The 13,992-nt window shown below is 73.0% G+C and carries 12 protein-coding genes; 9 read left to right on the top strand and 3 right to left on the bottom strand.

Going from position 1 to position 13,992, the window contains the following annotated elements; genetic code table 11:
- Nucleotides 1-59: 59 nt before the first annotated feature.
- From ACZ6ZR_RS03475 to ACZ6ZR_RS03445, 7 genes are all read left to right on the top strand, one after another.
- Nucleotides 60-899, top strand: a complete 840-nt coding sequence (locus ACZ6ZR_RS03475) for a TIM barrel protein (RefSeq protein WP_465638920.1) — start codon at nucleotides 60-62, stop codon at nucleotides 897-899.
- 35 nt (nucleotides 900-934) lie between these two features.
- On the top strand, nucleotides 935-1,822 hold the full coding sequence (locus ACZ6ZR_RS03470; protein WP_465638918.1) for a 2-hydroxy-3-oxopropionate reductase: 888 nt from the start codon (nucleotides 935-937) through the stop codon (nucleotides 1,820-1,822).
- A gap of 303 nt (nucleotides 1,823-2,125) precedes the next feature.
- The gene (locus tag ACZ6ZR_RS03465; RefSeq protein ID WP_465638916.1) at nucleotides 2,126-3,250 is read left to right on the top strand and encodes a glycerate kinase; all 1,125 of its coding nucleotides are present in this window, start codon (nucleotides 2,126-2,128) and stop codon (nucleotides 3,248-3,250) included.
- A gap of 125 nt (nucleotides 3,251-3,375) precedes the next feature.
- Nucleotides 3,376-4,761: an allantoinase AllB gene (gene allB, locus ACZ6ZR_RS03460; protein ID WP_465638914.1), complete on the top strand. Its 1,386-nt coding sequence runs from the start codon at nucleotides 3,376-3,378 to the stop codon at nucleotides 4,759-4,761.
- On the top strand, nucleotides 4,758-6,023 hold the full coding sequence (alc, locus tag ACZ6ZR_RS03455) for an allantoicase (RefSeq protein WP_465638912.1): 1,266 nt from the start codon (nucleotides 4,758-4,760) through the stop codon (nucleotides 6,021-6,023). The genes allB and alc overlap by 4 nt, the downstream gene beginning before the upstream one ends.
- Before the next feature lie 151 nt (nucleotides 6,024-6,174).
- Nucleotides 6,175-7,638, top strand: a complete 1,464-nt coding sequence (locus tag ACZ6ZR_RS03450; protein ID WP_465638910.1) for a catalase — start codon at nucleotides 6,175-6,177, stop codon at nucleotides 7,636-7,638.
- Nucleotides 7,639-7,785: 147 nt separating this feature from the next.
- On the top strand, nucleotides 7,786-8,982 hold the full coding sequence (locus tag ACZ6ZR_RS03445; RefSeq protein ID WP_465638908.1) for a L,D-transpeptidase: 1,197 nt from the start codon (nucleotides 7,786-7,788) through the stop codon (nucleotides 8,980-8,982).
- Between the two features lie 6 nt (nucleotides 8,983-8,988).
- Here the strand turns inward: ACZ6ZR_RS03445 and ACZ6ZR_RS03440 are convergent, their stop codons facing one another.
- Together ACZ6ZR_RS03440 and ACZ6ZR_RS03435 are read right to left on the bottom strand one after the other, a co-directional pair.
- Nucleotides 8,989-9,885 carry a hypothetical protein gene (locus ACZ6ZR_RS03440; protein WP_465638906.1) on the bottom strand — a complete coding sequence of 299 codons (897 nt, stop codon included), beginning with the start codon at nucleotides 9,883-9,885 and terminating at the stop codon, nucleotides 8,989-8,991.
- Complete coding sequence (locus ACZ6ZR_RS03435) at nucleotides 9,882-10,919, bottom strand: SPFH domain-containing protein (protein ID WP_465638904.1); 1,038 nt, start codon at nucleotides 10,917-10,919, stop codon at nucleotides 9,882-9,884. The genes ACZ6ZR_RS03440 and ACZ6ZR_RS03435 overlap by 4 nt, the downstream gene beginning before the upstream one ends.
- Nucleotides 10,920-11,119: 200 nt before the next feature.
- Between ACZ6ZR_RS03435 and ACZ6ZR_RS03430 the strand changes: the two genes are divergently transcribed.
- Nucleotides 11,120-11,878: an IclR family transcriptional regulator gene (locus tag ACZ6ZR_RS03430; protein ID WP_465638902.1), complete on the top strand. Its 759-nt coding sequence runs from the start codon at nucleotides 11,120-11,122 to the stop codon at nucleotides 11,876-11,878.
- Nucleotides 11,879-11,909: 31 nt separating this feature from the next.
- Here the strand turns inward: ACZ6ZR_RS03430 and ACZ6ZR_RS03425 are convergent, their stop codons facing one another.
- The gene (locus tag ACZ6ZR_RS03425; protein WP_465638900.1) at nucleotides 11,910-12,872 is read right to left on the bottom strand and encodes a DUF6528 family protein; all 963 of its coding nucleotides are present in this window, start codon (nucleotides 12,870-12,872) and stop codon (nucleotides 11,910-11,912) included.
- A 194-nt stretch (nucleotides 12,873-13,066) separates the two neighbouring features.
- Here ACZ6ZR_RS03425 and ACZ6ZR_RS03420 point away from each other — a divergent pair, with 194 nt between their 5' ends.
- Nucleotides 13,067-13,960 (top strand): metal-dependent hydrolase, encoded by an 894-nt coding sequence (locus ACZ6ZR_RS03420; protein ID WP_465638898.1) that lies wholly within the window; start codon nucleotides 13,067-13,069, stop codon nucleotides 13,958-13,960.
- The last annotated feature ends 32 nt before the right edge of the window (nucleotides 13,961-13,992 follow it).

Here is a 13,992-nt window from a genome sequence, read left to right as displayed (position 1 = left end):
CACCAGACAGAATCCCTCTTCCGCATCATGGAAGTTGTGGAATGGAAGAGTGAAAGGTGATGGGCGTGACTGCCGCTTCCCAGCACAGCTACACGGTCAACCTGTCGATCCTGTTCGGCGAGCTCCCGCTCCTGGAGCGCCCCGCCGCCGCCGCGGCCGCCGGCTTCACCGCCGCCGAGCTCTGGTGGCCCTTCGGGGAGAACCACACGCCGTCCGAGGCCGAGCTGGACGCGCTCCGCAAGGCCTTCACGGACGCGGGCGTGCAGCTCACCGGCCTGAACTTCCTGGACGACCTGACCAAGGGCTCCCGCGGCACCGTCTCCCTCCCGGCCGAGCGCGAGCGCTTCCGGGAGAACCTGCCGGTGACCGTCGCGCTCGCCGAGTCGCTGGGCACCAAGGCGCTCAACGCGCTCTACGGCAACCGGGTGGAGGGCGTCCCCGCCGCCGAGCAGGACGAGCTCGCGCTGGAGAACCTCACCCTGGCCGCCCAGGCCGCGCACTCCATCGGCGCCGTGCTGCTGATCGAGACCCTCAACAAGGTCGAGTCCCCGGCGTACGCGCTGCTCTCCGCCGAGGCCGCGATCGAGGTGGTGGACAAGGTGAACGCCGCCACCGGCCTCGGGAACGCGAAGTTCCTCTGCGACCTCTACCACCTGGCCCGCAACGGCGAGGACCTGGCCGAGGTGATCACCAAGTACGCCGACCGGATCGGCCACGTGCAGATCGCCGACACCCCGGCGCGCAACGAGCCCGGCACCGGCGAGCTGGACTTCGAGGACCTGTTCTCGCGCCTGACCGCCGCCGGCTACACCGGCCGGATCGGCCTGGAGTACAAGCCGTCGACCGGCGTCTCCGCCGACAGCTTCGAGTGGCTCCCGCGCGAGCTCCGCTCCAACTGACCCTCATTTCCCCCGCACCAAAAGGACGTATCGCGATGAGCCGCAAGATCGCCTTCATCGGCCTCGGCATCATGGGCAGCCCGATGGCCGCCAACCTGGTCAAGGCCGGCCACCACGTGACCGGTTACAACCTGACCCAGCCCCAGATCGACGCCCTGGTGGCGGCGGGCGGCCACGGTGCCACCTCGATCGCCGACGCGGTGAAGGACGCCGAGGTCGTCATCACCATGGTCCCGGCCGACCCGCACGTGGAGCAGGCCATCCTCGGTGAGGGCGGCGTCCTCGAGAACGTGGCCGCGGGCACCCTGGTCATCGACATGTCCAGCATCACCCCGCAGACCTCGATCAAGGTCGCCGCGGCCGCCAAGGAGAAGGGCGTCCGCACCCTGGACGCCCCGGTCTCCGGTGGCGAGGCCGGCGCGGTCGAGGCCGTGCTCTCCATCATGGTCGGCGGCGACGCGGCGGACTTCGCCGAGGCCAAGCCGCTCTTCGACGCGCTCGGCACCACCGTCATCCACGTCGGCCCGGCCGGTGCCGGCCAGACCGTGAAGGCGGCCAACCAGCTGATCGTGGCGGTCAACATCCAGGTGCTGGCCGAGGCCGTGGTCTTCCTGGAGAACGCGGGCGTGGACCTGCCGGCCGCGCTCGACGTGCTCGGCGGCGGTCTGGCCGGTTCCACCGTGCTGAACCGCAAGAAGGCCAACATGATCGACCGTCAGTTCGCCCCGGGCTTCCGGATCGACCTGCACCACAAGGACATGGGCATCGTCACCGACGCCGCCCGCGCCGTCGGTGCGGCCCTCCCGGTCGGCGCCGTGGTGGCCCAGCTGGTCGCCTCGGCCCGCGCCAACGGCGACGGCTCGCTGGACCACTCGGCCCTGCTGCGCGGCGTCGAGCGCCTCTCGGGCCGCGAGGTCAAGTAACCCCATAGCTCCCCCTGGCGGCGTGTACCTGTCCGGTCGTGCCCGCGCCGCCAGGGGGCCACGGTTCGGTCGGCAGACGGGTTGGTGCTCATCGCCCGTCCGCCGACCGTTCCAAGCCGGCGGCGCGTTCGGTTCTTCGGTCGTTCCGAACATCAGCGCCGCCCGGCCCCCTCCCCGCCGAGGGGAGCCCCCCGTACGTCGGAAGCGGAGCGGGGGGAACGGCGGGGAGGGGGTCGCACCCGGACGGTTCCGGGCAGATGATCGGCCTGACGACGTATCGAGCGCGAGCAACGGAGAGTCCCCATGGGTCACATCGTGGTAGCCCCTGACAAGTTCAAGGGCACCCTGGAGGGCGCCGAGGTCGCCGCCAGGATCGCGGCCGGCATCCGCCGGGTGGCCCCCGGTGCGGACATCCGTGAACTCCCGGTCGCCGACGGCGGCGAGGGCACCCTGGCCGCCGCGCTGGCCGCCGGTTTCAAGAGGGTCGCCGTCAAGGTGGCCGGTCCGACCGGCCTCCCGGTGGACGCCGCGATCGCCCTGCGCGGGGACACCGCCGTGGTCGAGCTGGCCCAGGCCAGCGGCCTGGCCCGGCTCCCCGGCGGCCGCACCGCGCCGCTCGCGGCCGGCTCCTACGGCGTCGGCACCCTGATCGGACGGGCCGTCAGCCTCGGGGCCAAGCGGATCGTGCTCGGCCTCGGCGGCAGCGCCAGCACCGACGGCGGGGCCGGCATGGTCCAGGCCCTCGGGGTCGGCCTCTACGACGCCGACGGCATCGAACTCGCCCCGGGCGGGGCCGCGCTGCGCAAGCTGGACCGGATCGACCCGGGCGCGCTGGCCGACACCCTGAAGGGCGTCCAGGTCGTGGTCGCCTGCGACGTGGACAACCCGCTGCTCGGCCCGCGCGGCGCGACCGCCGTCTACGGCCCGCAGAAGGGTGCCGACGGCGACGACCTGGTGGTCCTGGAGGAGGGCCTGACCCGCTGGGCGGACGTAGTCCGCCAGGTCAGCGGCCGGGACTTCCGGGACGCCCCCGGCGCCGGGGCGGCAGGAGGGGTCGGCTTCGCCGCCCTGGCCCTGCTCGGCGCCACCATGCGACCCGGCATCGAGCTGCTGCTCGAACTGCTGGGCTTCGACGAGGCCGTGCGTGGGGCACGACTCGTCGTGACCGGTGAGGGATGCCTGGACGCGCAGACGCTGCACGGCAAGGCCCCCGCCGGTGTCGCCGCGGCGGCCACTCGGGCGGGGGTTCGGGTGGCCGCCGTGGCCGGACGGCTGGAGCTCTCCGAGCCCCAGTGGCGGGCGGCCGGCTTCGCCGCGGCGTACGCGCTGACCGACCTGGCCGAACAGCCGGGGGACTCCATGACCAAGGCGGGGGAGTTGGCCGAGGTCGCGGGGGAGCGGCTGGCGGCCGATCTCCTCCAGGCCTGACTCATCGTACTTTCCTACATTGACGTTTTGTTGAAGGCGGGCCTAGGCTCCGAACAATCGCAGCTGACGACCCGGTGCACGGGCCTCAATTGCCTTGTCCGCCTTCGTGATCCCCGGAGGTCCCCATGCCCATCAGCGAGACGCCCGTGAGCACGGCGGTGATCCGCTCCCGCCGCGTGGTCCTGCCGGACGGCGAGCGCCCCGCTGACGTGCTGGTCCGGGACGGCCGGATCGAGCAGATCGCCGAGCACGGCTCCCTGCTGGTCGGCGACGCCCACCTCACCGACCTCGGTGACACCGTCCTGCTGCCCGGTCTGGTCGACACCCACGTGCACGTCAACGAGCCCGGCCGCACCGAGTGGGAGGGCTTCGCCACCGCCACCAAGGCGGCCGCCACCGGCGGCGTCACCACGATCATCGACATGCCGCTCAACTCCATCCCGCCGACCACCACGGTCGAGGGCCTGGAGGCCAAGCGGAAGATCGCCGAGGGCCAGGCCTGGGTCGACCTCGGCTTCTGGGGCGGGGCCGTCCCCGGCAACGTCGCCGACCTCGAACCCCTGCACCGCGAGGGCGTGTTCGGCTTCAAGAGCTTCCTCGCCCCCTCCGGGGTGGACGAGTTCCCGCACGTCGAGCAGGAGGACCTGGAGGCCGCGCTGGCCGAGCAGGCCCGGATCGGCTCGCTGGCCATCATCCACGCCGAGGACCCGGCCGTGCTGGACGCCGCCCCGCAGCACCCGGGCGTGCACTACCGCGACTTCCTCGCCTCCCGCCCCGACGACGCCGAGGCCGCCGCCGTGGCCCGGCTCCTCGACACGGCCCGCCGCACCGGCGCCCGCGTCCACATCCTGCACGTCTCCTCCGCCGCCGTGCTGCCGCTGCTGCGCCAGGCCCGCGAGGACGGCGTCCGGGTGACCGCCGAGACCTGCCCGCACTACCTCACCCTCGCGGCCGAGGAGGTGCCGGACGGCGACACCGCCTTCAAGTGCTGCCCGCCGATCCGCGACGAGTCCAACCGCGACCAGCTCTGGGCGGCCCTGGCGGCCGGCGAGTTCATCGCCGTGGTCTCCGACCACTCGCCCTCCACCCCGGACCTGAAGCTCCTTCAGCGCTACGGCGGCAGCGGCGACTTCGCCGCCGCCTGGGGCGGCATCGCCTCCCTCCAGCTCGGCCTGCCGGCCGTCTGGACCGAGGCCCGCCGCCGCGGCCACACCCTCTCGGACCTGGTCCGCTGGATGAGCAGCGGCCCCGCCGAGCTGGCCGGCCTGACCGGCACCAAGGGCGCCATCGCCGTGGGGTACGACGCCGACCTGGTCGCCTTCGACCCCGACGCCGAGTTCGCCGTGGTCGCCGAGAATCTCCACCACCGCAACCCCGTGACGCCGTACGCGGGCAAGACCCTGAGCGGCTCCGTCCGCACCACCTGGCTCCGCGGCCGGGTGGTGGACGTCGAGGCCGCCCCGTTCGGCCGTCAGCTCACCAGCAACCACGAAGAAGGAGACCTCAGTTGAGTACCGGTCAGACCACGGGCGCTCCGTTCACCGAGCTGGTCAACCTGGCCTCGCGCCTGCTGGGCGCGGGCGTCGTCGACACCAACGAGGACACCTTCGCGGACGCGGAGAACCTGCTGGTCGCCAAGCCCGCCGAGTTCCGCCCGCACACCTTCGGCCACAAGGGCCAGATCATGGACGGCTGGGAGTCCAAGCGCCGCCGCGGCGTCTCGGCCGAGCAGCCGCACCCCACCGACGAGGACCACGACTGGGCGGTCGTCCGGCTCGGCGTCCCGGGCGTGATCCGCGGCGTCATAGTCGACACCGCCTTCTTCACCGGCAACTACCCGGAGACCGGCTCCGTCCAGGGCGCCTCCGTCCCCGGCCACCCCTCGCCCGAGGAGCTGGCCGCCGCCGAGTGGACCGACCTGGTGCCGCGCACCGCGCTCCAGGGCAACACCGCCCACGAGTTCGAGGTCACCGACCCGACCCGCTACACCCACGTCCGGCTGAACATCTGGCCCGACGGCGGCGTGGCCCGCCTGCGGGTGCACGGCGAGGTGCTGCCCGACCCGCGCGAACTGGACGGCCTCACCTTCGACCTGGCGGCCCAGGAGCTCGGCGGCGTGGCCGAGGCGGCCTCCGACCGCTACTTCTCCTCCCCGCACAACCTGAACGCTCCCGGCCGTGCCTCCGTCATGGGCGACGGTTGGGAGACCCGGCGTCGGCGCGACAAGGCCAACGACTGGGTACAGATCGCCCTGGCCGGGGGCGGCGAGGTCCTGGCGGCGGAGGTGGACACCTCCTACTTCGTCGCCAACGCCCCTGGCTGGGCCGACCTGGTCGGCTACGACGCCTCGTCCGGAGGGGACCCCTCCGCAGACGCCGACGGCTGGTTCGAGCTGCTGCCCCGCACCCGGCTGCAGCCCGACACCCGGCACCGCTTCCGGCTCGCCGCCGGACGGACCGTCACCCACGTGCGGATCAACGTCTACCCGGACGGCGGCCTGGCCCGCCTGCGCCTCACCGGCAAGCTCTCCGAGGCCGGCCGCGCCGCCCTCGCGCTCCGCTGGTTCAACGCCGTCCCCGCCGCCGAGGCCGAGCAGGCCCTCGCCGAGGCCGGCCTCACCCCGGCGGAGGCCACCGCGCTGACCGCCGCCCGCCCGCTCGCGGACGCCGCCGCGACCACCGCCGCCGTCGCTGCCCTGCAGCCGACCGACGGCCCCGACGGCGAGCAGTCCTCCCGCCGCCGCTCGGCCATCTGGCGCCTGCTCGGCGTCTGAGCGCGAAGCGCTCACTCAAGGGGCGCGAGACCCTGCTGATTTGCGGCTCCGCCGCGTGGGCGCTGCCAGCCCACCACTGCCCGCACGTTCCGCGTCACGTCCCGTTGCCGCCCCCAAATCACCTTGCACCGCTGCTACTTGAAGGACCCTCATGTCGAAGTTCCTCACCACCGAGTCCGGCGCCCCGGTCGCCGACAACCAGAACTCCGCCTCCGCCGGCGAGTACGGCCCGCTGCTGATCCAGGACCAGCAGCTGCTGGAGAAGCTGGCCCGCTTCAACCGCGAGCGCATCCCGGAGCGCGTCGTGCACGCCCGCGGCTCCGGCGCCTACGGGTACTTCGAGGTCACCGACGAGGTCTCGCAGTACACCAAGGCCGACTTCCTCGGCGAGGTGGGCCGCCGCACCGAGGTCTTCCTCCGCTTCTCCACCGTGGCCGGCGCCCTCGGCTCCTCGGACGCCGTCCGCGACCCCCGCGGCTTCGCGCTGAAGTTCTACACCCGCGAGGGCAACTACGACCTGGTCGGCAACAACACCCCGGTGTTCTTCATCAAGGACCCGATCAAGTTCCCCGACTTCATCCACTCGCAGAAGCGCGACCCGTACACCGGCATCCAGGAAGCCGACAACGTCTGGGACTTCTGGGCCCACTCGCCGGCCTCGACCCACCAGATCACCTGGCTGTTCGGCGACCGCGGCATCCCGGCCTCGTACCGCCACATGAACGGCTACGGCTCGCACACCTACCAGTGGACCAACGAGCAGGGCGAGTCCTTCTGGGTCAAGTACCACTTCAAGACCAACCAGGGCATCCGCTCGCTCGACGGCGGCCAGTCCGCCGAGGTGCTCGGCGCCGACGCCGACTCGCACCAGCGCGACCTGCACCAGGCGATCGAGCGGGGCGTCTTCCCGTCCTGGACCCTGTACGTGCAGCTGATGCCGGTGGCCGAGGCCGCCGACTACCGCTTCAACCCCTTCGACCTGACCAAGGTCTGGCCGCACGCGGACTACCCGCTGGTCAAGGTCGGCCGCCTGGTCCTGAACCGGAACCCCGACAACGTCTTCGCCGAGGTCGAGCAGTCCGCGTTCTCGCCGAACAACTTCGTGCCGGGCATCGGCGCCTCCCCGGACAAGATGCTCCAGGGCCGCCTCTTCGCCTACGCGGACGCCCAGCGCTACCGCCTCGGCGTCAACCACACCCTGCTCGCGGTCAACGCCCCCAAGGCGACCACCGCGCAGAACTACGGCCAGGACGGGCTCTCCGCCGTGGCCCGCAACGGCAAGGACGCCAAGAACTACGAGCCCAACTCGTACGACGGCCCGGCCCAGACGGACGCCCCGCTGGCGGCCCCCGTCGCGGTCACCGGCCACACCGGCACCTACGTGACGCCGCAGCACACCAAGGACGACGACTTCTTCCAGGCCGGTGAGCTCTACCGCCTGATGTCGGCCGGCGAGAAGACCCGCCTGATCGACAACATCGCGGGCTTCCTCTCCCAGGTCACCCGCGACGACGTGGTCGAGAAGAACCTCGCCCACTTCCACGCGGCCGACGAGGAGTACGGCGCCCGCCTGGAGGCCGCCGTCACCAAGCTCCGCGCCGGCAGCGACAACTGAGGCACCAGTACCACCTGACCGACCCTCACGGGCCGGGTCCTTCCCCCTCGGGCAGTGGGGGAGGGGCCCGGCCCGGTCGGCTTTCCGGTGCAACCTCAGGGGGTGCTCGGAGCGTATAGAGCGTCGAGAGCCTGAGGGGGAGAGCACGTGAGGTACGGACGGGCGGCCGAGGTCGCAGCGGTGATGGGCAGTGTGCTGGTGCTGGGTACGGGGTGCGGCAGTACGGCGGAGAAGGCACCGGCGCCGGTGGCGTCCGCGTCCGCCTCCCCGGCGGAGGTGCTGCCGAAGAGCTCGGCGGCCGTGCTGCGGGTGAGCCCGACGAACGGGGCGCAGGACGTGCGGCTCGACGGGGCGCTCAAGGTGGAGGTGGACGGCGGCACGCTGTCCGAGGTCGTCGTGACGGACAAGAACGGGCAGAAGGTGGCCGGTAACACCGGTGCCGACGGCCGGAGTTGGACGCCGGAGGGCGGCCTGGTGGCCGGGACGGCCTACTCCGTCAGCGCCCAGGCGAAGGACGGCCGGGGGCTGGTATCGGCGGTCAGCAGCGGCTTCACCACGCTGGTGCCGGCCGGCACGGTGTCGGTCCGGGACAACATCGGCTCCGACGAGACCTACGGGGTCGGGATGATCGTCTCGGTGAACTTCGGCAAGCAGGTCAAGAACAAGGAAGCCGTCCTGAAGGCGATCGGCGTGCGGGGCAGCGACGGCACCGTCGCCCGGGGCCACTGGCTGGAGGACGACACCCGGCTGGACTTCCGCCCGGAGGAGTACTGGAAGCCGGGTACCAAGGTCACCGTCAGGCACCGCCTGAAGAGCATCGAGATCGCCCCCGGCCTGTACGGGGACAAGGACGCCGAGGAGAGCTTCACCGTCGGCGAGAAGCGGATCAGCACGGTGGACACCAAGACCCACCGGATGACCGTCAGCACGGCGGCCGGCTCCCGGTCCGTGCCGATATCGGCGGGCAGCGACGAGAACCCGTCCTGGAACGGCACGATGGTCATCTTCTCCCGGGAGCGGGTGACCCGGATGAACTCGGCCACCGTGCCCGGGGTCAAGGGCGAGCCCTACGACCTGGCGGCCGTCCCGCACGCCCTGAAGCTGACCGACAGCGGCACCTACGTGCACGGCAACTCCTGGAACGAGAACATCGGCCGCGGCAACTACAGCCACGGCTGCGTCGGCCTGTTCGACACCGAGGCCGGCAGCAAGACCTCGGACGCGGGCAAGTTCTACGAGGAGTCCCGGATCGGCGACGTGGTCGAGATCGTCAACTCCAAGGGGGAGACGGTCAGTCCGGAGAACGGCCTGAGCGGCTGGACCCTGCCGTGGAGCAAGTGGTGACGGTGCTCAGAGCAGCCGCAGCCGCTGGGCGGCGATGCCGACCCGCACGGTCTGGCCCCACCCGAGGCTGAGGGTGTCCGCCTCGACCCCGTCGCCGAAGGCCACCAGTTCGTCGGACTCGACGGTCAGCGACAGGGCCTGACCCTCCGTCAGCAGGCCCTGGGTCTGGGAGGTGCCGGTGGTCGGGGAGGGCCAGGCCTCGCGGACGAACCAGGCGAGGCCGGCCGCGTCCGGCCCCGGCAGGGGGAGGGTGCTGCGGCTGGACTGCCAGACCGAGCGGCACCAGCCCGTCGCCCCGGTACCGGTGCCGACCAGGACGCCTGACGAGGCCTGCGCCTCCTCCTCTGCCTCCGGGGCGGCCAGGCGGTAGCGCGCCGTCTGGTGGCCGCGCTGGCCCAGGTAGACCTCGTTGAGGGCGAGCAGCCGCTGGGTGTCGTCGGCCACCGCCTCCACCATGGTCCGCTGCTCGAAGCGCCGGTCGGCCCCCGCCCCGACCGCCGCCCGCAGCAACTGCCCGGCCCGCTCCGGCCGGTGACGGACCAGCACGCCCGCGTTGCGGCCCGGGTCGGCGTCCACCCCGATCACCGGCTGCCCGGCCAGGTACTTGGCGGTGTTGGCCACCAGCCCGTCCTGGCCGACCACGACCACCACGTCCTCGGGGGTGAAGAGGAAGCGGTCCAGGTCGGCCCGCTCCACCCGGCTGCGCCGCCAGTCCAGCGGGACGGCCGCCGAGACCTCGGCCAGCGCGGCGGTCGTGTGGTCGTGCCGCCGCTCCGCCTCGGCCAGCGAACGGCCGCGCGAGGCCAGGAAGAAGGAGGCCTGCCCACGCGAGCCGTGCCGGGCGAGCAGCTCCTCGTACTCGGTGCGGCGGTGCACCAGCACCACCCTCGGGGTGAGCGTCACGACGACTGCCCGCCGCCCAGCTTGGCCAGCAGACCGGTCAGCACGTCCGGGGTCAGGGTGACGCTGTCGATCTTCGGCAGGTGCTCGGCCAGCCGGATCAGCGCCAGCGCCTTGAGCACCTCGGGCCCGGCCTGCTGGTGCGCCGCCAGCCAGGCCGCCTCGCCGGCCGCCCGCGCCTCGCCGAGCGCGCGGTCGCTCTCGGCCTTCGCGGTGGCCAGGATGGTGGCGGCCTGCGCCTCGGCGGCGGCCAGCCGGGTGCGGCGGACCGCCTCGGCCTCGGCCCGGATGCCGTCGTCGGTGGCCGCCTGCTCGGCCTGGCGGCGGGCGTTGGCGCCCTGCTGCTCGATCAACTCCTCTTCCCTGCGCGCCAGTTCGATCTGGTTGGCGAGCTCGTTCTCGGCGATCGCGCGCTCCCGTTCGACCGCGACGGCGCGCCGCTCGTAGGTGGCCCGGTCGGCCTCCTGCTGGACCTGCTCGCGGGCGGGGGTGCGCAGGGCGCGCTCCAGCTCGGCCTCGGGCCGCAGGGCGGTGATCCGGACCGCGATCACCGCGAGCCCGGTCTCGGCCAGCCGCTGGTCCCCGCCGAGGCCCTCGCCGATCCGCTGCCGCAGCAGGGTGATGCCGTCGGCCAGGGCGGCGGCCAGGCTGGTGCGGGCGATCAGCTCCAGGGCGTGCTGCTGGGCGGTCTCGGTGAGCAGCCCGCCGATCTGGTCCAGCGGTTCGGCCCGCCAACGGCCGGTGGCCAGGTCGACGCCGAAGTCCACCCGGGTGGCCGCGACCGCCGGGTCGGTGATCCGGAAGGTGACGGTGGCCTGCACGGTGAGGTCCTGGTAGTCGGCCGTCCGGGCGTGGAAGAGCAGGGTCAACTCCCGGTCGTCCGCCGGTACTTCGGAGATGCTGGCGGCCAGCGGGCGGAACCAGAAGGCCAGCCCGGCGCCCTCCCGGCGGATCTTGCCGCGCTCCAGGTGCCGGATGTACGAGGTGGGGGCGGCCCGCAGGTGCCGGTAGCCGAACCGTCGGGTGATGTCTGCCATGACTCTCTGCTCCTTCGTCCTTCTTTATCGTCATAGCGACGATAACCCTGCGCGGCAGTTGTCGTCAAGATGACGAGATGATCATCCGGCCGAGCTGACGGACCTGTTGACGACCTGTCGGGCAATCCCGGCGGTGGCCCGTGCTCGAACGCTCCCTGGGGATACGCTGGGAGCGGCCGGTGCGTACGGAGGGGGTCGCCATGTCGGTGCGGGGTTTGCCGGTCTCGGCCGGGCCGTTCGGAGTGCTGCGGCGGGCGCTGCGGGTGCTGGAGGCGGTCGACCGCCATCCCGGGGGCGTGCCCGAGGCGGCGCTGGCGCGCGAGCTGGGGGTGCCGCTGCCCGCCGTGCGGGAGCTGGCCGAGGCGCTCGAACTCGAGGGCTACCTGGCCCGGGTGGACGGGCTCTGGATGCTCGGCGGCGCGGTCGCGGTGCTCGGGCAGCAGAACCGCGAACAGCTGGTGCGGTCCCGGCTGGAGCAGCAGCTGGCCGAGCTGCGCGACGAGCTGGGCGCCGCCGTCTACTTCAGCCGGTACCACGACGGCGAGCTGTCGGTGGAGGCGGTGGCCGCCGACGACCACGCCCCCGCGGTGCTGGAGTGGGCGGACTTCCGGGCCACCGCGCACGCCAGCGCGATCGGCAAGTGCCTGCTCAGCCAGCTCGACCACGACGGCCGGCGGGACCACCTGGCCCGCCACCCGGCCGCCCGGCTGACCGCCCGCACCATCACCGACCAGCAGCAGCTGATGCACCGTCTGGAGCGCCAGCCCGCCACCGTGCCGGTGCTGGACATCCAGGAGTACTCGCTCGGCACCGTCTGCGCCGCCGTCCCGGTCTCGGCCGGCACCACCGTCGGCTGCCTGGCCACCTCGCTGCCGGTCGAACAGGCCCACCGCCTGCGCGCCGCCGCCGAGCTGCTCGCCGAGCGGGCCGCCCCGCTGATGCTGGCGATGGCGGTCTGACGCCGCCTCGGGCGCCGCGCCTGACGCCGCCTCAGCGGTCCTGGGGGTACCACCAGCGGGCCTTGTAGAAGCGCAGGCCGGCCAGTTCGCGGCGGCCGTCCGGCCGGCGGAGCGTCAGGGTGGAGCTGCACCACGGGCAGGCGGCGTCCGGGTCGGGGGAGACGGTCATCACCTGGCCGGTGACGGGGTCGTCGTCCACGCTCTTGACCGGGCCGCCGCCCTCCGGCAGCGCGAACGGCGCGAAGGCGTCGGCTTCCGGGTCGTACTGCCAGACCCGGTCCCGGGCCGCGATCCAGAGCCGCCCCGGGGCGCCCGCCACCGGGGCCAGGTCGTGCCCGCCCGGTCCGGGCAGCGGGACGGTCCGGACGGTGGTCAGGGTCGGAGCGGCCGGAGTGCCACCGGGGCGCAGGGCCGTCAACTCGGTGCTTCCGAGGGCCCAGAGCAGTCCGCGCGCGCCGTCCCAGTGCACCCCGTGCGCCCCGATCAGCGGGTGCCAGGTGTAGTGGTCGCCGTGCGGCCCCTGCGAGGCGGCGTAGAGGCGGAGCTGCCCGGTGTTGCTGGCGGCCACCGCGACGTTCCCGTCCGGGAGCAGCTCGATGCTGTGTGGGTTCGCGGGTCCGGTGTCGACCGCCCAGCGGACCTTGCGTGAGCGTTGGTCGACCAGGGCGGCCAGGCCGCCGGAGGAGGTGGCGAGCAGGTAGCGGTGGCCGCGCCACCGGCGGGCCTTGGCCTCGGTGAGGCCCCAGGCGGAGTCGCGCAGGGCGGCCAGCCCGGGGTCGCGCTCCGGGCTCCAGGACCAGACCACCGGCGGGCGGCGGGCACCGAGCCGGGGCAGCGGCCCGGCCAGCACCAGGACGGTGCCGGAGAGCTGGTCGGTCAGGGCGATCGGGGTGACGGCGGGGTGGGAGGCGCGGGCCTCCGTCGCCCCGGTGAGCACCGAGACGCAGAGGGCCAGGGCGAGGAGTGAACGGGGCGGGCGGCGGAGGCTGCTCACGATTCGTCAGGTTAACCGCTGATAGCTGATCGTTCGGGGTGAAACCGCCGATGCGACCGCGCTGGTCGGAACGTCACCCGAAAGCTATTAGACACGTTGTCGATAAGAATGGTCGAAACCCTTGTGGGCCGCCATACCCACGAGTAGTTTTCCCCGTGTCGAGACCTCGTCCACCCGCCGGTCAGGAGGCCCCCGTGTCCCGCCCCCCTGCGCCCCCCGCCGTCCACGACTCCCTGGTGCTGGAGCCCCGCGACGTCCACTTCGACTGGGCCGCGCTGCCGCTGCACTGGATCCCGGACGAGCCGATGGCCACCCACACCATCAACGTCCTGCACCTGCTGCTCCCCGAGGGCGAGCGCTGGTTCGTCGAGGTCTTCAAGGACGCCCTGCCGCTGATCACCGACGACCAGCTCCGCGAGGAGGTGCTCGGCTTCATCGGCCAGGAGGCGATCCACGCCGAGGCGCACCAGGAGGTGCTGGACCACCTGCTCGGCCAGGGCCTCGACCCCCGCCCGTACGTGCGGCAGGTCAGCTGGCTGTTCAACCGGATCCTCGGGCCGCGGCCCAGTCAGTCCCCGCTCCAGCAGCGCGACTACCTGATCGAGCGGGTCGCCTTCGTCGCGGCGATCGAGCACTTCACCGCCTTCCTCGGCAACTGGGTGCTCAACTCCCCGGGGCTGGACCGGGCCAAGGCCGACCCCACCATGCTCGACCTGCTGCGCTGGCACGGCGCCGAGGAGGTCGAACACCGCAGCGTCGCCTACGACCTGATGGTCCACCTGGACCCGGGCTACCTGCGGCGGCTGCGCGGCATGGCCATCTCCGGGCCGACCCTGGTCCACCTGTGGATCCGCGGCGTCCGCTTCCTGCTCGCCGCCGACCCCTCGCTGCGCGGCTCCGTCCGGCCCACCTGGCGGGAGGCGCAGCGGATCGCCCGCCGCGGCCTGCTCCCCGAACCGGCCAAGGCGCTCCGCTCCGCCCTGCGCTACTTCCGCCCGGGCTACCACCCCACCCAGGAGGGCTCCTCCTCCCAGGCCCTCGCCTACCTGGCCGCCTCCCCGGCCGCCCGCGCCGCCGCCACGCACTGACGCCCGCCCTGCGGACGGCTGCTGACGGGGCT

The organism is Kitasatospora sp. NPDC088742, from assembly GCF_055584905.1.
Note: the sequence above shows the minus strand (reverse complement) of the source record. Positions and strands in the feature narration are given on the sequence as shown.

Excerpts from the sequence above, each read along its gene's own strand:
- ACZ6ZR_RS03475 (WP_465638920.1), top strand. The coding sequence starts at position 60 with ATGGGCGTGACTGCCGCTTCCCAGCACAGCTACACGGTCAACCTGTCG.
- ACZ6ZR_RS03470 (WP_465638918.1), top strand. The coding sequence starts at position 935 with ATGAGCCGCAAGATCGCCTTCATCGGCCTCGGCATCATGGGCAGCCCG.
- ACZ6ZR_RS03465 (WP_465638916.1), top strand. The coding sequence starts at position 2,126 with ATGGGTCACATCGTGGTAGCCCCTGACAAGTTCAAGGGCACCCTGGAG.
- allB (WP_465638914.1), top strand. The coding sequence starts at position 3,376 with ATGCCCATCAGCGAGACGCCCGTGAGCACGGCGGTGATCCGCTCCCGC.
- ACZ6ZR_RS03450 (WP_465638910.1), top strand. The coding sequence starts at position 6,175 with ATGTCGAAGTTCCTCACCACCGAGTCCGGCGCCCCGGTCGCCGACAAC.
- ACZ6ZR_RS03435 (WP_465638904.1), bottom strand. The coding sequence starts at position 10,919 with ATGGCAGACATCACCCGACGGTTCGGCTACCGGCACCTGCGGGCCGCC.
- ACZ6ZR_RS03430 (WP_465638902.1), top strand. The coding sequence starts at position 11,120 with ATGTCGGTGCGGGGTTTGCCGGTCTCGGCCGGGCCGTTCGGAGTGCTG.